Source organism: Micromonospora sp. NBC_01405, assembly GCF_045040155.1.
Taxonomy (GTDB): Bacteria; Actinomycetota; Actinomycetes; order Mycobacteriales; family Micromonosporaceae; genus Micromonospora.
Genome location: NZ_CP109532.1, coordinates 3,413,348 through 3,430,209, shown reverse-complemented (window position 1 = coordinate 3,430,209; position 16,862 = coordinate 3,413,348). Strand labels below are relative to the sequence as shown.

The window sequence follows — 16,862 nt, the reverse complement described above, 5'->3', positions numbered from 1 at the left end:
CGGACGTGCAGGAGGAGGGCCCATGCCACGCATCAACGCGCCGACCGTAGCCCAGCACCGGGCCGAGCGGCGTCGGGCCCTCCTCGACGCCGCCCGGTCGCTGCTGGCCGAGGACCCCCGCCACCCGCCCACCCTCGCCGCGGTGGCGGCCCGCGCGAAGCTGGCCCGTTCGTCGGTGTACGAGTACTTCCGCTCCGGCGACGCCCTGCTGCTGGAGCTGGTGAGGGAGGTGCTGCCGAACTGGTCCCGCCAGGTGACCGACGCGATGGCCGCGGCCGGCGGCCCGGGGGAACAGGTGTTGGCGTACGTCGCCGCGAACCTCCGCCTGGTCGCCGAGGGTGAGCACGCCCTCGCCACCGCCCTGATCGAGTCGGTGCCGGGCGAGGAGACCAACGCCAGCACCCGGCAGATGCACGAGCAGATGAGCGGCCCCCTGGTGGCCGCCCTGAGCGAGCTGGGGCTGCCCGACCCGGCCAGCACGGCGGGGCTGATCAGCTCGGTGGTCTACACCGCCAGCCGCATGATCGAGGCGGGGTCGGACCCGACCGCCACCGGGGAACGGGTCCGTGAACTGCTCGGCCCGTTCCTGCTGGGCCGCGGAACCCCATAGCCGGCTACCCGTTCCGCCGGACGGGACGGGTTCAGGCGCGGCAGCCGGTGGTGGCGGTCAGGTCGGAGCCGGCCAGGGCCACGGTGACCACGCCCTGACGGTAGGCGTACACCTCGGGGGTTGCCAGGACGGCGGCGTCGGCCGCGACCGGGGCGAGCGCGCGGGCCGGCTCCGCCGGGGCGGGGTCGAGGGTGAGGCGGGCGGTGCGGGCCTGGCGGTCGGTGCCGGGGCAGGGCGCGGCGAGCTGCTGCGCGGGTGGGACGGGCGCCGGGTGGCCGAGCGCGCGCAGGGCGGCGGCCAGGGCGTCCGATTCCGGGCCGGCCTGGGCGGCGGGTGGCCGGTAGCCGTCGCCGATCGGGCGGCACCCGGTGCGGACGGTCAACCGGATCCGGCCGTCGCCGGCCGATCGCCCCGCCACCAGCACGAACTCCCCCGCGTCGGCGCGCAGCCGGGGGCCATCGTCGGTGGCCCGAACCCCGGCCTGCCAACCCGCCGGAAGCCGGTCGGCGACCCGGGTGAGCACCGCGCGCGGGTCGGCGCCGGGGTCGAGAATCTCCACCCCGCGCTCCAGCGTCGCGCCGTCGAGCAGCGGGGTCACCCGGCAGCCACGCTCGATCCGGTCCGGCTCGAGCGCGACGACCCCGTCGCCAGCCGCCGCGACCAGCTCACCGACCGCCCGGTCGACCACCGGCCCGGCCTGGGCCAGGCTGCGCTGCTCGCGGACGGTCGGCCCGTCGTCGCGGACCGACACCCAGGTCAGTACGCCGAGCAGCACCGCCCAGGCCACGGTCGCGGCCAGCAGCCAGTGGGACCGACGGCGGGCGGGCGTCGGCTCTCGGGGACCGGTCGGCGGGGCGTATCCCGCCTGGGCAGCACCACTCACCGGGCCATCGTGTCACGCGGTGTCGCCACCCCGTCCGGCGCGCCGGCTCCACCCGCCGGTGCAGCCGACCGCCGAAGCGCTCGCTTAAGAAAATTAAGATCAACATCTTGAAAGTTGAAGTTAAGCGGGGTAAAAATTAGATATGACAGAGCAGGCGATGGACTGGCAGGAACTCACGAACCTGACCCGGGGCCAGCCGTTCGTCGTCGAGCGGGTGCGCCTGGTGGGCAGCGGCGTCGCGATCGAGGGCGAGTTCGAGCTGCCGCAGCTGGCTCAGCTCAACGTCGAGGATCAGGTCTTCGTCACGGCGTTCGTGCGGTGTCACGGGTCCATCAAGGAGATGGAGCGGATCTTCGGGGTGAGCTACCCGACGATCAAGTCACGACTGAACCGGATCATGCAGATGCTCGACTTCGTCGAGACCGATCCGGCGCCGTCGCGGGCCGACGTCATCGACCGGTTGCGTCGCGGCGAGATCACCACACAGCAGGCGCTGTCCGAACTGGAGGGCCGCACGTGATGCCGCAGTTGCTGACCGTACGGGTCAAACGCCCGGGCGGTCGTCCCATCCGGATCTGGGTCCCGGTGCTTCCCGTAGTGCTCGTGTTCTCGCCGGTCGTGGTCCTGGTCGTGCTGGTGGCGGCCATGGCCTGCCTCGTGTACCGCATCAGTGTGGTGCGCGCGCTCGGCACCGGTTGGCGCGTCGTATCCGCGTTGCCCGGCACCCGGGTCGACATCGAGCAGGGCCGTTCGGCTGTGCTCGTAACCATCCGATAGGAGAGGTTCCGATGAACGAACAGCGCAGGGACATCCTCGACATGCTGGCCGCGGGCAAGATCACCGCAGAGGAGGCGGAGCAGCTCATCGCCGCGCTCGAACGGGACCAGCCGGAGGCGGCGTCGAGCCTCGACACCCGGCCGAAGGGCAGGGCGAAGTACCTGCGGGTGTTGGTGGACACCGTCGAGAACGGCGAGTCGGGACGGGTCAACGTGCGGGTGCCGCTGCAACTGCTGCGGGCCGGCGTACGGCTGGCGGCCCTGATCCCGCCGCAGGCACTGGGCCAGGCCAACGCCGAACTGAGCAAGTCGGGCGTGCCGTTCGACCTGACGCAGCTCAAGCCCGAACAGCTCGAGGCGCTCGTGGAGCACCTCGACGAGATGACCGTGGAGGTGGACCAGCCGGATGCCAAAGTGCGGGTCTTCTGCGAGTAGGCGCCGTCGGAGTTTGACGGACCCCCGAGAGGGTGCTGGAACACCCTCCCGAGGCCGCGCCCGCCACAGCAGTGCACGGTTGAACTGCCAACCTGAAGAATAGCCGCGCAGCCAGCCGGGTCGACTTCACACCGGGAGCGGCGAGGTCCGCGCGCAACCGGACCCCGGCGAGGTGGGCGCACGTCCTGGCCGGGTACCCGTGAAGGCGGGCGGGCGCCGCAACGGTCACGGCTCGGGCCGGTCACCCCTGAGGACGACCGGCCCGAGCCGATGCGCAGCGGTTGGCGTCAGGAACGGATCCCTCCTGGGGGAATCGCCCGGACTGCCTGCACCCAGGGAATCCCGGGCCCTTCGGACGATCGACGCGCCACGGCAGCGCTGGCGATCGCCGCGTCCTCGATCTCTTCCAGGATGCGCTCGATCGACTCGCCAGCGATACGGCGGTGAGCGGAGCGGCCCATCCGCTTCTGCCGATGAGCGTGCATGGTCCCGCCGGTATCTCGGATCCCCGGTGATGGCCGAAGGTGCTGTGCTCGTCAGGTGGGTTGTGTGTCCCACCAGCGCGGCAGGTCGACGTCCGGCGCTTCCGGGTTAGTGAAGTGGAACGGCACGCCGACATGTCGCGCGACAGCCTGGCCCTGCTCGATCGCCTGTTGTGCCTCCGGCCAGGGCGGTACCCGTCCGTTGAACAGGCGGACGTCGCCGCCGTGTCGTAGCACCGTCAACGGCACTTCATCGAAGTGATCGCGGTTTCGGCCCGGTCGGCTCACGATCGCCACCAAGTCGACGCACCAGCCCTGCGTGTCGCCGTCCCAAAAGGCTTCGACGGCGAGGATTGGTGCGGTGATGGCGTCGGCCTTCTCGATCAGCTGCGCGGTCGTCGGTGGCGGTGGCTCGGGCTCAACGAGACCTTGCCGGTCCAGCTCGACGCGTCGCTCGATCAGCAGATCCTGCGCCTCGTACAGGCCGGGCGGCGGTTGCAGTCCGCCTTCCTGGCGCAGGAGGACGACCGCCTGGATCAGTCGGCCCGTGCACAGCAACTCGTCTATCTGCTTCAGCAACTGCGGGTCTATCGCGTTCCACCAGGCGTTGGTCGCAAGCATCTCGCCATTATTGTCGGACGGCGTCAACGTCGACGGACAAGCCATGATCCGGCATCCGCATCTGCCGCGAGTCGCGCGCTCGATGCGACGCCGGAGCGATCATGTCAAGCATCAACCGAGGCCGTCGTGTAAACCATCAACCGACTCCGCTGCCGGTCGCGGTCAGGTCAAGAGCGCCGCTGCCGGACCGTGACACGAAAGCCGACTCCGACCCCGGGCGCCCATCAGATCGACGGGCAGAGCGCAGGCCGGCCAGCCGAACGTAGATCTCCCGCTTGTCGACGGCGTTGCGGCCACCTGGGGAGCGCCGGTTTTCAGCCGCTTGTTACCCACGTCAGCATCGCTTGCCAGTGGGCCGGAGACGGCGTGTGGGCTGCGTCCTCGCTGATGCGAATCTTGCCGTTGGGCATCCGTGCGGCGATCAGCGGTGCGTCGGGAACCGCTCGGCCGGGGTCGTGTCGACCGGCCCAGATGAGGACGCGGCAGGGCACGTCGCGCAGGCCAAACCCCCATGGGCGGATGTCGGTGGCGAGCCAGTCGCCGGCCAGCCCCACTGCGCCCTGGCGGGCACCCTCGCGGTTGGACTCCTCGTAGGGCCGCATCCAGGGGTCCTGGCCTGCGGCAAGCAGTTGCCGGTGCTGCTTGAGCGGATCCTCGGCGTACCATGCGGCGGCGCGGGTCACGTAGCGGCGCCCGAGCCCGGGAACGGTCCGCAAGACCCACGCGTGAAACCGCTGCCAGCCACGCACCGTGCGCAGTTCCCGATATGGGCCGGTGAAGCCTGCGGCGACCACCCCCGTCAGTCGATGCGGGAACCGGACCCCACAGGCCACGGCGTACGGCGCGCCCCCAGAGAACCCGATCAGGCCGAAGCGCTCGATCCGCAGAGAGCTCATCAGCGTACCGACGTCGTCAGCGACGCCGAGGAGCATTGGCTGTCGGACAGGTGTGGACCGACCGTACCCGGGCCGGTCGACGGTGATCAGGCGGACGTCCGCCAACGCCGTGTCGTCCGGGCGGCTGATCCGAGAGCCCGGCGTGCCGTGCAGGAACACCACCGGCGGCCCGGCTGGATCGCCGTACTCCGCCCAGCCCAGGACCCGGCCGTCCGGCAACGCAAGGTCCACAGCGCCTCTCCCGCTAGACAGCCAACGCAACACCCAGTACAGCTTATAGACATGCGTCGCCGTGTTGTGCAGTGTGGCAATGCCAAAGCGCACTCACATGCCGCGATCCGCGCGATCGGCGATCGCCGATCGCCGACGAGGTCTGCCTGCGGTGGCGTGAGCCCTTGAGCTGAAGGTGGTCGCTTTCATGGTCAACTGCCGGTACGGTGCCAACCGCCATCGCACGGCGGACTGCTGAAGGGGGCGGGCATGGGTGCGAAGACCTCGCTGCTTGCGTTTACTGACGGGGAGCTGCCTCTGGCATTGCGCGGCGCGACGCCCTGCGATCCGGCCGAGGCTGAGGAACTCGTGCGTTGGGCCCACCCGGAGTACGAGGTGTCGCGCGCCGGCGACGGCACGCTGTTCGACCGGCCGTACCCGCCGGACGACATCACCTACGCCGCTGTGCTGGCCGGAGCCGAGTTGCTGTGCGACCGCAGGCTGGTGCTCGACCGCCCGTCCGCGCTCCCCGAACACCTGCACGCGGCCGGCGCTGGTCGACGCATCGTGATGCACGGGATGCATTCCGTGGTGGATTGGCTGTGCTTCGCCGTCTGGGAGGACGGGGAACTGGTCCGCTCGTTGAGCCTGTCACCGCACGGAGGCATTGAGGAGAACATTGGCGAGCCGTACGACTTCGAGCTGCCATTCTGGGCCGGCGAACATCCTGTCGAGCCGGTACCTGGATTGCCCGAGCGGGGGCCGTATCCGTTTCCGTTCCATCCGCTCGAACTGGGCGAGGAGGCGCTACGTGCGCTGTTCGGCTTTGCGATCGAAGGCCAGCCTGAACCGGACGACATCGACGCGGAAACCGTCCCACTGCAGGGCTTCCGGGTGACCGACCCAACGGGGCGCGAGCAGGCCGAGCGCGAAGCCGGCTACCAGCGGGCGCGCCAACGGATGGGACCGCCCCGCCTGTTCCGGATGAGACCGGACGGAACGATGGAAGCTTTCAGCTTCGACGCTCTCTGAGTCATCGACAGACGGTCAGCCGTCGTGCCGGCACCCGCCCGCTCATGCCACAGATCGCGTTGAAGCAGTCGAGATCACCCCGAGCTGCGGTTCGCGCCGGACCAGTCGGGCAAACGTTGCATATGCATCGCCAACGGAGCCAGGAGTGAGGTGAAGGCCCGGCTCAACGAGCCGGGCCTTCACCTCGAAGGAAAAGTCCATATTGGATGGGCGGGCCATACTTGGCAGAATTCGAACGACATTCCAGCAGCTCAGGGGCCGCCTGACCGTGCCGACTCAACGGTGAGCAAGGATATGACCTGTGCCCCATGGACATCATGTCTTCCACAACCCGCCGGCAGCGACGCCGGCCGAGGTACACGCAGCGCTTGATCGCGGTGACCTATTTGAGGCGCGGAATGCCATGGTCGGCACCGCCCTGTACGGCGACGGGGACTGGAAAGAGTTGCAGGAACTGCATCTTCAGTTACTCACGCACGACGACCATCAGGTCAGCGCCCTGGCCGCCACATGTCTGGGTCATTTAGCGAGGGTCTATCGTCAGCTGGACGAAGATCGAGTAGTTGCCGCGCTGCGTCGATCCCAGTCGGCTCCGCACATTAGAGGTACTGCCTCCAACGCGCTGAGCGACATAGAAGTCTTCCTCCATCCACGGCGCGCATGTTGGCGTAGACGGGTGTGGAGAGCGATTCGACCATGGACCTGGGTTTGACAACAAAATCGCAAGCGTCTCTGCCGCGCGCAGCATCCGGATCTGCCGCGTAGCGCTCGTCATGGAAGGTAACCGATCGCCGGCGCCTGCCTCCGGACGTGCCGAGAACAATGCGTCCCCTGTCACGCGGAGGGAACGTCCGGTCTCGCTACGATGTGCCCGTGGCTGATCTGCCAGAGACGTGGTGCGTTCCGGTCATACGTGCGGACTTCCGCGACGACGGTGTGTGGGAGCAGCTCAAGGACGAGATCGTCAGCCCCACGGAAGAGGGATTCGTGGCCGGTGTCGAGTTCGTCGAAGACCGAGCGCTGATTGGCCTCAGCGAGACGGCAATCGCAGCCGGCTATCCTCGCGCCTACCCGCGTCAGCACAGGCATCCGGTCATGTTCGTCGTCGACACCGTCACCGTCTCGCTGCCGGAGCGTCCCCTGCTCGTGATCAATCTGAACGAAGGGGACGAGACAGGTCCGTTCAGGACACTGCCACGGCAGGTCCAGGCGATCGAAAGCAACCTGTCGATCGCGAACATGGACTTCTTTGAGTTCGCGCGGTCGGCAGGCCCGGACGGTGTCTTTCGAGGCTTCTAAGCGCAATGCCGACACATCGCCGCGTTCGGATGCACTTATCTGCCGCTGACCGGGCGTCACGCGGCGTCACAGCCGGTCGATCAAGGCGATGCTCGATGGCCGCCTGGGCAGGCCCATGCGGACCTGAAGAAGTGTCAGCTACCGGTCAGGGCTTACGCAGCCACGTCTCCGGATCGGTGACGAAGATGCCCTTGCCCTGGTGACGGCTGATCACCCCGAGCGCTTCCAGCCGCACGTTGACAAGGTTGATCGTTGACGCACTGACCTTGAACCGGCCGCACTGCTCACTGATCGAGGGCAGCTTGTCCCCCGGCTTGTACTTACCCGACCTGACGTCGGCAACTATCTCGTCAGAGATCCGGATGTAGTCCGGGGTCGCAGGCATGGCACTCCTCGCGTGGCACCTCCGATTCGATCACGCACTCATCACCACGTGCAACCACGCACTGCAACCAGTCGTTGACTCTTTCCAGTTCTTCAAATAAGTTGGCCGGTGAGCGCTCCTCGCGTGGCAACGAGTAGGGCTCTTCCCCCGGTCGGGACGGGTGTCGGAGATGGAAGGGATACGCCCGTCCCGGCCGCCTCCAGCGGCAGCGCCATCCCACGGCTGCCCTTGCGGAAAGGCGGTCCTCATCGTGCGCAGGTTCCTCCGGCTGTTCCGCCGGAACCGGTCGACGGCAACCGGCCGATCCGTGGCAGCCGAGCGGCCACCCGACCGGCCGCCACCGGCCCGGCACCGCGCCACCAACCGGCCCGCGACCAACCGCGCCGACAACCGACCCGCCACCCGGCCCGCCGGCCAGTCCGGGCCACCGGGGCGGCACAACGCGGGCCACCACCACCGGTCGACGGCGCACCGGCCGCTCTGCGCCAGTCAGGTGCGGCAGCAGTGGTTCAGCCGGTCCCGGCACGGGCTGAACCCGGCCGAGGTGGACAGCTTCCTGCACCGGATCGCCGACGAGTTGACCGCGCTGCACGCCGAACTGGACCGTACCCGGCAGGAGAACGTGCGGATCAAGGGTGCGCTCCGCGACTGGCAGTCCCGGTTCGGCCCCCGGGTGGTCCGCCGGTGACCGCCGCGACCGAGCGCGAGCGGTACGTCGTACACCTGACCGTCGCCGCCGACGACCTGCCGGCGGCGCGGCTGCTGGCCCGCTCGATCGGCCGGTCGCTGGCGTTCCTGCCGGAGCTGGTGCTCGGCGAGACGACGGTGTCCGAGGAGGGCGCGCCGGACACGCAGCATCAGGTCTTCTGCGACCGACGGCTCGGCGGGCGACGTCGCTGCATCCGGCGGGTCGGCCATCCGGGCGGCTGCACCTCGTGAGCACCCCGCCCGATGCCCGCCGTCGCCCGGCGGTCTCGGTTATCGCGAAACGGCTCGGGCCGGCCACCCCGTTCAGGGGCGGCCGGCCCGAGCCGATCCACGCGGTGCCGGTGTCAGGAGGGGCCCTTCCTATACGGAAAGCGTTAACAAGGTGCCCTTCCTTACACCTCAGGCGACCGTGACGGCGACCTCGTTGATCCCGCGCGCGGCCGTGACGGCGGCGTCGCCGTTGCCGTGCCGGGAGAGCGCCCGCAGCGTCCAGGTGCCGGGCGCGGCGAAGAAGCGGAACTGGCCGGCCGGGGAGGTGACCACCTCGGCGGTGAACTCACCGGTCGAGTCGAGCAGCCGGACGTACGCGCCCGCGATGACCTCGCCGGCCTCGGACCGGACGGCGCCGGTGATGACGGTTTCCTTCTCCAGGTCCAGGCTGGCCGGCAGCGGGGCAGCCTGGTCGGGCGCGGCGCACCCGGCAGCGGTGGGAGCGGTCATGGCTCAGGCCTCCCCGGGCTCGTCGCCGAGCGCGACCGGCACGCCGACCAGCGAGCCGTACTCGGTCCAGGAACCGTCGTAGTTCTTCACGTTGGGGTGGCCGAGCAGCTCCTGGAGCACGAACCAGCTGTGCGAGGAGCGCTCGCCGATCCGGCAGTAGGCGATGGTCTCCTTGCCGTCGTCCAGCCCGGCGGCGGCGTAGATCTTGCGCAGCTCGTCGTCGGACTTGAAGGTGCCGTCCTCGTTGGCTGCCTTGGACCACGGCACGCTGATCGCGGTGGGAATGTGCCCGGCGCGCTGGGCCTGCTCCTGCGGCAGGTGGGCGGGGGCGAGCAGCCGGCCGGCGAACTCGTCGGGGCTGCGCACGTCGACCAGGTTCTTGGTGCCGATCGCGTCGACGACCTCGTCGCGGAATGCGCGGATCGTGGTGTCCGGCTCCTGCGCGACGTACTCGGTCCGCGGCCGGGTCACCGCGTCGGTGACCAGCGGCCGGGCGTCCAGCTCCCACTTCTTGCGACCGCCGTCGAGCAGCTTGACGTCGCGGTGGCCGTAGAGCTTGAAGTACCAGTACGCGTACGCGGCGAACCAGTTGTTGTTGCCGCCGTACAGCACGACGACGTCGTCGTTGCCGACGCCACGCTCGGAGAGCAGCGCCTCGAACTGGCTCTTGTTGACGAAGTCCCGGCGGACCTGGTCCTGGAGGTCGGTCCTCCAGTCCAGCTTGATCGCGCCGGCGATGTGGCCGGTGTCGTAGGCCGAGGTGTCCTCGTCGACCTCGACGAAGACGACGCCCGGGGCGTCGATGTTCTTCTCGGCCCATTCGGCCGAGACGAGTGCGGTGTCGCGACTCATCAGATCACTCCCTGGTGAGGATGGATGGTGAGCCTGCGCGGGATCGAAATAGGTGACTGTCGCACCACGCGCGGGACCCAGTGGGAAGGACGGGATCACGGGTTCGTGCGACGGCGCCGCTGCCGGGCGAAGAGGGGGAAACACCGGAGGGTACGCAGACCCTGTGGCCGGTGGCCGCCGTCAGGCGGCCGAGGACAGCCCCGCCGTCAGATGACGGGGCGACACAGGCAGGTGGCCACGCGACACAGGTCGATCGCGCGCCGTTTGGTGAGGTACATCCCCATGAACAGGGAGGCTACCAGCCGTCCCGGGGAGTGCCACCGGCTCGACCAGCATCCGGGACGGCCGTCCCGGCCGGGCGACACCGTCCCGGCCGGGGGCCGGGCGGTTCAGCCGGCCGAGTTGATCGGGACGTTCTTCGCGGCGGCGGTCACCGCGAGCCCCCCGGGCAGCGGCCTGACCTCACGCACGACGAGCTGGAACGGCAGCTCGGGCAGGGGCACGTCGATCGAGATGCCCTTGGCGTAGTTGTTGAGCAGGGTGCGGGCCAGCGGGATGTTCGGCAACCCCTCGGCGTCGAGGTCGGCGAAGCTCAACGACACCTGCCCCTCCTTGCCGACGGTCACCTTGGCGGTGCCGGTGACGGTCAGCTTCTGCCCGAGAATGTCGACCGGGGCGGTGACGGCGAGCTGGCCGTCCCGCTCGCCGAGGGTCAGGCCGGGCCGGTCGAGGAGCTTGGCCAGGCTGTCGTACGTGATGGTGCCGGTGCCGTCGACGGTCTCGGCGACCACGTCGCCCTGCTGGGTGCGCAGGGTGTCCAGGGAGGCCCGCACGTTGCGGGCGTCGACGTCCAGCGTCGGCAGGCTGACCGCGTCACCCCGCACCGCGCCCTGCACGTCGCGCAGCTTGATGGTGATCCGCTCGTACCTGCCGTCGAGCACCTGGGTGAGGAAGGGGAAGCCGCCGACCTCGACCTCGGGCGCCGAGGACTGCGCGTCCTGCTTGGCGACCTCCTTGGTGATCTGGTCGGCGATGGCCCGCTCGGCGACCCCGACGGCGATCCGGTCGGCGGCCACCAGCAGCCCGGCCAGGATCACCAGCAGGACCAGGAGCGTGATGAGCACCTTGCGCCCACGTCGCCGGGGGCGCTCCTCGTACGCCGGGTAGGCCTCCGCCACGCCCGCCTCCTTCTGTCCTGGCCGGCGCCCGTGGGACGTCGACGGTCCGGTTTCTGCCGCCCTGCGACTGCTGCCGCCCTGCGGCGCACCGCACAGTACCCGGGAGGGGAAACCCTCAACCGTTGGCCGAGCCCGGCCGGCGGGCGGGTGCCGCCGGCCGGTCGCTCACAGGAACAACACGCACATCGCGTACGCCGCCGGGGCGGACAGGGCGAAGCCGCCGAGCGGGCCCTGCATGTGCCGGGCGGCCCACATCGTCGGCGGCTCGCCGGCCATCAGCCGGCCCGCCTCGGCGTACCCGACGGCGAGGTCGGCCAGCACGGCGGTGGCGGCGGCGACCAGCCCGATCACCGCACCGCTGGTCGGGGTGAAGCTGACCAGGTAGCTGCCCAGCACGGCGCTGGCCAGTGTGCCGGCCATCGCGCCGGCCACCACGCCCGCCGCGCCCCGGGGCACCTGCGGCGCGAGCCGGGGCCAGGGCAGCACCGCGTCGGTGAGCCGGGCGACGGTCAGCGCGACACCGGTGGCGGTGAGGCAGACGGTGATCGCCTGGGTGCCGGCCGGGATCCGGCTGAGCACGATGAGGGTGGCGAAGGCGACCACGCCGACCACGATCAGCAGGGTGGTGCCGAGCGAGTCGGTGACCCGGACCCGGTCGACCCGGCGGACGAGTTGCCCGAGCACGCCGAGCAGGAAGCCGCCGGCGGCCAGGTACCCGAGCGGGGCGAGGCCGGCGATGTCGGACTGCACGGCGGCGGTGTCGGCGGCGGCGGCCACCACCCCGCTGACCAGGGCGACCAGCAGGAGCGCGGGCGGGCGCATGGCCATCGTCCAGGCCAGGACGAAGATCAGCTGCACGCCGAAGATGATGAACGCGAACGGCAACCGGTGCCCGGGCCCGGCGGTCTGCGCGCCGAGCACCAGGCCGACGCCGAGCAGCGCGGCGAACCCGGCGACGGTGAGCGAGAGCGGCCGGCGCACCTCGACCGGCTCGAACTCCTCCTCGTCGACGTCGTCGTCGGCGGCCTCGTCGTCGGGTCGCCAGCCCGGGTCGCCGCTGCGGCGCAGCCTGCGGGGGCGACCCCGCCGGGCCGGGGGACCGTCGGCGTCGACGTCCGGGCCGGTGCGCGGGACCGGTGGGTGCGCACGACCGGCCGGCCCTGGTGGGACGTCGTCGTCGACCCACGGGTCCCGGCCGGCCTCGGAGGAGGTCGGGGGATACACGTCCCGATCGTGCCAGACCCGGGTGCCACCGTGGTGACCACGGTTTCGGCAACGTTAAAACCTGCGACGTGATCGCGGGCAAGACGGACAAAGGGGAAGCGGAACGGAAGCGCAGCCGGGGCGGTCGGTTACGCTCAAGCCGATACCCGCCCGTCAGCGACGCCGGGACCCACGCAAGTTCTCAGCGCCACCCCCACCAGGGAGTGTTGCTGGTCGCGCGCGGCCGCAGGGCCGCCGGGACGGAGGTGATCGTGTGGAGATCCTGCTGCTGGTGACCGCACGCGCAGGCGAACCATCGATGGTGCTGCCGGCGCTCGACCTGCTGCCACACTCTGTGCGCACCGCGCCGCGCGACGTCCGCACCCTGGTCGCCGGGCCCAGTCCGGACGCCGTGCTGGTGGACGCCCGGTCGGAGCTGAGCGAGGCCCGGGCCACCTGCCGGATGCTGCACGCCACAGGGCTCGGCGTGCCGCTGGTCGCGGTGGTCACCGAGGCCGGGTTGATCGCGCTGAACGCCGACTGGGGCGTCGACGACGTCATCCTGGCCGGCGCCGGGCCGGCTGAGGTCGAGGCCCGGCTGCGACTGGCGGTCGGTCGACTGAGCAACGCCACAGCGGGGGCCGGCGGCTCGATCCGGGCGGGCGAACTGACCATCGACCCGGACACCTACGCCGCGAAGCTCAAGGGCCGGCCGCTCGACCTGACGTACAAGGAGTTCGAGCTGCTGAAGTTCCTGGCCCAGCACCCGGGCCGGGTGTTCACCCGGGACCAGCTCCTGCGCGAGGTCTGGGGCTACGACTACTTCGGCGGCACCCGGACGGTGGACGTGCACGTGCGGCGGCTGCGGGCCAAGCTCGGCTCGGAGTACGAGTCGATGATCGGCACGGTCCGCCAGGTCGGCTACAAGTTCGTCGTACCGCCGTCGCGGTCGCTGCCCGAGCCCGAGCACGCCCCGATCCCGGTCTGAGCCACGATCCCGGCCTGAGTCACGATCAGCCGGGTCGGGGCCCTCGCGGGTCCGGCCGGGGTTGTCCCGCCGGCCGCACTGTTCCCGATTTGCCCTTTTTGCACGACTCGTCGGTCTTATTCTGACTGCCGGGTTGACGGGCGGAAGGGGCGACGGTGCGTGCGATGACCACGGGGGCGAACAGGGGCCGGTCCCGGTGCCCGAGCGGCGGTGTCGGCTGATGGCCCCCACAGCGGGCGGGCGCTTCGTCGGGCTCGCCGCGGTCGTGGTGGCCGCGCTGCTCGGCTCCGCGTACGCGCTCGGACAGAGCATGGCCCCCGAGCCGAGGCCACACCCCACGGGAGTCTCGGCGCACGCGGACGACCCGCCGCGCGCCGACCAGCCTCCGGGGAACCGCCCCCGGCCACCGGCCCCGACCTCCGGTCCTGCCGGGCCCACTGCCAGTCCCACCGTGGGCGGCCAGGACGACGCCACCGGGCAACCGCCGGAGACAGCGGGCGACGGCCTGTTCGGCGCCCGGGTCGGCACGGGCTCGGCGGTGGTGGCGCTCACCTTCGACGACGGGCCCGACCCGCGGTACACCCCGCAGGTCCTGGCCCTGTTGCGGGATTACGACGTCAAGGCCACCTTCTGCGTGGTCGGCGAGAACGCCCGGAACCACCCCGACCTGATCCAGGCGATCGTGGCCGACGGGCACACCCTCTGCAACCACTCCTGGCAGCATGACGTGCTGCTCGGCAAGCGGTCGCCGGACGTGATCCGCGCCGACCTGCTGCGCACCAACGCGGCGATCCGGGACGCCGTGCCCGGCGCCCCGATCGGCTACTTCCGTCAGCCCGGCGGCGCGTGGACCTACCAGGTGGTGTCGGTGGCCGAGGAGATCGGCATGATCCCGCTGCACTGGACCGTCGACCCGTCGGACTGGAGGGCGCCGGGGGCCGCGAAGGTCGCCGCCGTGGTCTCGGCCGAAGTGCGGCCGGGCGCGGTCGTACTGCTGCACGACGCGGGCGGCGACCGGCAGGGCACCGTGGACTCGCTGCACGGCCTCCTGCCGGACCTGACCGGCCGGTTCCGGCTGGAGGCCCTGCCCATCCCCACCGGCGCCACCTGAGCGACCACCCCGCCCCGGCAGGGGACACCCCGACCACCGGCGGAGGCGGTGGTCGTGGCGGTGGCGGGGGTCGTGATGGCGGGGGTACCGCCGGCGGAGCGGCCACGGCCCGGGCCGCACCCGTTACGGTTACGCAATGAGCAGCGCCGAGTTGACGACCGACCGGGTGACCCACAGCGCGGCGCTGACGGCGGCCGAGGCGGCCGACGTGTTGGCCCTGGCCCGGGCGGCCGGGGACGCCGACGGAGCCGACCCGTTCGACGAGCACACGCTGCTGCGGTTGCGTGACCCGCGGGCCCCGGCCGTCCACCTCGCCACCCGCGGCCCGGACGGGGCGCTGACCGGCTACGCCCACCTGGACACCACCGACCCGGCGGTCGGCGTCGGCGTGGAGTTGGCCGTCCACCCCACCCGTCGGCGGCAGGGCACCGGCCGGGTGCTGGCCCGGGCGGCGCTCGACGCGGCCACCGGGCCGGTGCGGGCCTGGGCGCACGGCGACCACCCGTCCGCCGCCGCGCTGGCCGTCGACCTCGGCCTCACCCGGGCCCGGGTGCTCTGGCAGCTACGTCGCCCGCTGGCCGAGCCGCAGGCCGAGCCGCCCCTGCCCGACGGGGTGGTCCTGCGCGCGTTCGTCCCCGGGGCGGACGACGACGCCTGGCTCGCGCTCAACGCCCGGGCCTTCGCCAGCCACCCCGAGCAGGGCCGGTGGACGGCAGCCGACCTGCGGTTACGCCTCACCGAGCCGTGGTTCGACCCGGCCGGCTTCCTGCTCGCCGTCGAGTCCGCCACGGGGCGGCTGCTCGGTTTCCACTGGACCAAGGTGCACGAGCGGCCCGGGTCGGCCCGGATCGGCGAGGTCTACGTGCTCGGGGTCGACCCGGCGGCGCACGGCGGTGGCCTGGGCCGGGCGCTGACCGCGGCGGGACTGGCGCACCTGCGGGACCGGCGAGGGCTGGACCGGGTGATGCTCTTCGTCGACGAGTCGAACACCGCGGCGGTCGCGCTGTACGAGCGGACCGGCTTCGCCCGCTGGTGCGCCCACGTCAACTACCACCTCGGCTGAGGCCACCAACTCCGCGACACGCGCGTCACGGCGATGTCACGCGGAGGCGTCGATGCGATAACGGCCGACAGGAAATATCGCATCAATAGCGATTCCAAGCCGCGCGTTCACTAATTGGACAACCCATCCTCAACCCATGGCCACCTGTCCGGCCGCACCTGTTCACCCCTCGTTCACTTCTGACGGGCAATCCGGCTACCTGGCGCTCCTAGCTTTCAGGTCAGCCGGTCACGCCGGCCATCCCCGGGCCCCCATCCGGCGCGGCCCGTCCAGATGTGAAGGGAACCCCTCAGGTGAAGCTCCAGCGGCACGGCACTATCGCCTGCCTCGCTCTTACTGCGGTGCTCGGTCTCAGTGCATGCGGCTCGGACAACAACGAGCCCGCCGGCGGCGCCTCCGCCTCCGGGTCGGCCGCCGCGGCCGACTGCGCCACCGGCACCCTGAACGCGCAGGGCTCCTCGGCACAGAAGAACGCCATGGCCGAATGGATCAAGGCTTACCAGCAGAAGTGCGCCGGCAGCACGATCAACTACGAGCCGTCCGGCTCGGGCGCCGGCATCCAGGCGCTGATCGCCGGCACCGCCGACTTCGCCGGCTCCGACTCGGCCCTCAAGCCGGAGGAGCAGCCGCAGGCCGACGCCAAGTGCTCCGGCGGCAAGGCCGTCCACCTGCCGATGGTGATCGGCCCGGTGGCCGTCGCTTACAACGTCAGCGGCGTGGACAACCTCCAGCTCAAGCCGGCCACCCTGGCGAAGATCTTCGCCGGCAAGGCGACCAGGTGGGACGACCCGGCCATCAAGGCCGACAACCCGGACGCCAAGCTGCCGTCGACCACCATCCAGACGGTGCACCGCTCGGACGAGTCCGGCACCACCGACAACTTCACCAAGTTCCTGGCCAAGACCGCCGGTGCGGACTGGACCTTCGAGAACGCCAAGGCGTGGAAGGCCCCGGGCGGCACCGGCGCCAAGGGCTCGGACGGCGTGGCCAGCTCGGTCAAGGGCGCCGACGGCTCGATCGGCTACCTGGAGTGGTCCTTCGCCGAGAACGCCGGTCTGAAGATGGCGAAGATCGGCAACGGGGCGGGCGAGTTCGCCGAGCTGACCGCCGAGAACGCGGGCAGGACCATCGCCGGGGCCAAGGTCGAGGGCCAGGGCGACGACCTCAAGATGTCGGTCGACTACAACACCAAGGAGGCCGGGGCGTACCCGATCGTCCTGGTGACGTACGAGATCGTCTGCGGCAAGGGCCTCGCGGCCGACAAGCTGCCGCTGGTCAAGGGCCTGCTGGGCCACGCGGCCAGCGCCGAGGGCCAGGCCGAGCTGACCGACCTGGGCTACGCCCCGCTGCCGGACCCGGTCCGGACCAGGGTCGAGGCCGCGGTCAAGAACCTCTCCTGACCCCACGCCA

At 70.9% G+C, this 16,862-nt stretch carries 20 protein-coding genes and 1 pseudogene; 12 read left to right on the top strand and 9 right to left on the bottom strand.

Annotation, left to right across the window (positions count from 1 at the left end; translation table 11 throughout):
- Positions 1-22 precede the first annotated feature (22 nt).
- Complete coding sequence (locus tag OG559_RS14610) at positions 23-610, top strand: TetR/AcrR family transcriptional regulator (RefSeq protein ID WP_405115994.1); 588 nt, start codon at positions 23-25, stop codon at positions 608-610.
- 31 nt (positions 611-641) lie between these two features.
- On the opposite strand, the gene OG559_RS14605 is transcribed toward OG559_RS14610, so the two are convergent.
- A complete protein-coding gene (locus OG559_RS14605; RefSeq protein WP_405115993.1) occupies positions 642-1,493 on the bottom strand; it encodes a hypothetical protein in 852 nt (283 codons plus the stop codon).
- A 142-nt stretch (positions 1,494-1,635) separates the two neighbouring features.
- Between OG559_RS14605 and OG559_RS14600 the strand changes: the two genes are divergently transcribed.
- From OG559_RS14600 to OG559_RS14590, 3 genes are read left to right on the top strand one after another with little or no spacing between them, the layout of a single operon-like run.
- Positions 1,636-2,013, top strand: coding sequence for a DUF2089 domain-containing protein (locus OG559_RS14600; RefSeq protein WP_405115992.1), 378 nt, complete (start codon positions 1,636-1,638; stop codon positions 2,011-2,013).
- Positions 2,013-2,270 carry a hypothetical protein gene (locus OG559_RS14595; protein WP_405115991.1) on the top strand — a complete coding sequence of 86 codons (258 nt, stop codon included), beginning with the start codon at positions 2,013-2,015 and terminating at the stop codon, positions 2,268-2,270. Before OG559_RS14600 ends, OG559_RS14595 begins: the two co-directional genes overlap by 1 nt.
- 11 nt (positions 2,271-2,281) lie before the next feature.
- The gene (locus OG559_RS14590; protein ID WP_405115989.1) at positions 2,282-2,704 is read left to right on the top strand and encodes an SHOCT-like domain-containing protein; all 423 of its coding nucleotides are present in this window, start codon (positions 2,282-2,284) and stop codon (positions 2,702-2,704) included.
- A 536-nt stretch (positions 2,705-3,240) separates the two neighbouring features.
- On the opposite strand, the gene OG559_RS14585 is transcribed toward OG559_RS14590, so the two are convergent.
- Both OG559_RS14585 and OG559_RS14580 read right to left on the bottom strand, forming a co-directional pair.
- Positions 3,241-3,807 carry a hypothetical protein gene (locus OG559_RS14585; protein WP_405115987.1) on the bottom strand — a complete coding sequence of 189 codons (567 nt, stop codon included), beginning with the start codon at positions 3,805-3,807 and terminating at the stop codon, positions 3,241-3,243.
- Between the two features lie 314 nt (positions 3,808-4,121).
- Positions 4,122-4,934 (bottom strand): alpha/beta fold hydrolase, encoded by an 813-nt coding sequence (locus OG559_RS14580; protein WP_405115985.1) that lies wholly within the window; start codon positions 4,932-4,934, stop codon positions 4,122-4,124.
- Between the two features lie 249 nt (positions 4,935-5,183).
- Between OG559_RS14580 and OG559_RS14575 the strand changes: the two genes are divergently transcribed.
- Together OG559_RS14575 and OG559_RS14570 are read left to right on the top strand one after the other, a co-directional pair.
- A complete protein-coding gene (locus OG559_RS14575; RefSeq protein ID WP_405115983.1) occupies positions 5,184-5,945 on the top strand; it encodes a DUF6928 family protein in 762 nt (253 codons plus the stop codon).
- 873 nt (positions 5,946-6,818) lie between these two features.
- Positions 6,819-7,244 carry a DUF6924 domain-containing protein gene (locus OG559_RS14570; protein ID WP_405115981.1) on the top strand — a complete coding sequence of 142 codons (426 nt, stop codon included), beginning with the start codon at positions 6,819-6,821 and terminating at the stop codon, positions 7,242-7,244.
- Between the two features lie 145 nt (positions 7,245-7,389).
- Here the strand turns inward: OG559_RS14570 and OG559_RS14565 are convergent, their stop codons facing one another.
- Positions 7,390-7,629 (bottom strand): winged helix-turn-helix domain-containing protein, encoded by a 240-nt coding sequence (locus tag OG559_RS14565; protein WP_161686235.1) that lies wholly within the window; start codon positions 7,627-7,629, stop codon positions 7,390-7,392.
- 250 nt (positions 7,630-7,879) lie between these two features.
- Here OG559_RS14565 and OG559_RS14560 point away from each other — a divergent pair, with 250 nt between their 5' ends.
- Together OG559_RS14560 and OG559_RS14555 are read left to right on the top strand one after the other, a co-directional pair.
- On the top strand, positions 7,880-8,317 hold the full coding sequence (locus OG559_RS14560; protein WP_405115979.1) for a DivIVA domain-containing protein: 438 nt from the start codon (positions 7,880-7,882) through the stop codon (positions 8,315-8,317).
- Positions 8,314-8,562 (top strand): annotated as a pseudogene (locus OG559_RS14555) (hypothetical protein); the annotation flags it as partial. The gene OG559_RS14560 and the pseudogene OG559_RS14555, both read left to right, overlap by 4 nt.
- Before the next feature lie 174 nt (positions 8,563-8,736).
- Here OG559_RS14555 and OG559_RS14550 read toward each other — a convergent pair.
- The 5 genes from OG559_RS14550 to OG559_RS14530 form a co-directional block, all read right to left on the bottom strand.
- The gene (locus OG559_RS14550) at positions 8,737-9,057 is read right to left on the bottom strand and encodes a DUF1416 domain-containing protein (RefSeq protein ID WP_405115977.1); all 321 of its coding nucleotides are present in this window, start codon (positions 9,055-9,057) and stop codon (positions 8,737-8,739) included.
- Between the two features lie 3 nt (positions 9,058-9,060).
- The gene (locus tag OG559_RS14545) at positions 9,061-9,909 is read right to left on the bottom strand and encodes a sulfurtransferase (protein WP_405115975.1); all 849 of its coding nucleotides are present in this window, start codon (positions 9,907-9,909) and stop codon (positions 9,061-9,063) included.
- A 206-nt stretch (positions 9,910-10,115) separates the two neighbouring features.
- A complete protein-coding gene (locus OG559_RS14540; protein ID WP_405116662.1) occupies positions 10,116-10,187 on the bottom strand; it encodes an Ms5788A family Cys-rich leader peptide in 72 nt (23 codons plus the stop codon).
- Between the two features lie 111 nt (positions 10,188-10,298).
- A complete protein-coding gene (locus tag OG559_RS14535; RefSeq protein WP_405115973.1) occupies positions 10,299-11,087 on the bottom strand; it encodes a DUF2993 domain-containing protein in 789 nt (262 codons plus the stop codon).
- A 165-nt stretch (positions 11,088-11,252) separates the two neighbouring features.
- Positions 11,253-12,311: a hypothetical protein gene (locus OG559_RS14530; RefSeq protein WP_405115971.1), complete on the bottom strand. Its 1,059-nt coding sequence runs from the start codon at positions 12,309-12,311 to the stop codon at positions 11,253-11,255.
- 298 nt (positions 12,312-12,609) lie between these two features.
- Between OG559_RS14530 and OG559_RS14525 the strand changes: the two genes are divergently transcribed.
- From OG559_RS14525 to pstS, 4 genes are all read left to right on the top strand, one after another.
- Complete coding sequence (locus OG559_RS14525) at positions 12,610-13,278, top strand: winged-helix domain-containing protein (RefSeq protein WP_405116659.1); 669 nt, start codon at positions 12,610-12,612, stop codon at positions 13,276-13,278.
- A gap of 220 nt (positions 13,279-13,498) precedes the next feature.
- A complete protein-coding gene (locus OG559_RS14520; RefSeq protein WP_405115970.1) occupies positions 13,499-14,389 on the top strand; it encodes a polysaccharide deacetylase family protein in 891 nt (296 codons plus the stop codon).
- Positions 14,390-14,525: 136 nt separating this feature from the next.
- Positions 14,526-15,452, top strand: coding sequence for a mycothiol synthase (gene mshD, locus OG559_RS14515; RefSeq protein WP_405115968.1), 927 nt, complete (start codon positions 14,526-14,528; stop codon positions 15,450-15,452).
- A 293-nt stretch (positions 15,453-15,745) separates the two neighbouring features.
- A complete protein-coding gene (pstS, locus tag OG559_RS14510; RefSeq protein WP_405115966.1) occupies positions 15,746-16,852 on the top strand; it encodes a phosphate ABC transporter substrate-binding protein PstS in 1,107 nt (368 codons plus the stop codon).
- Positions 16,853-16,862: the final 10 nt, after the last annotated feature.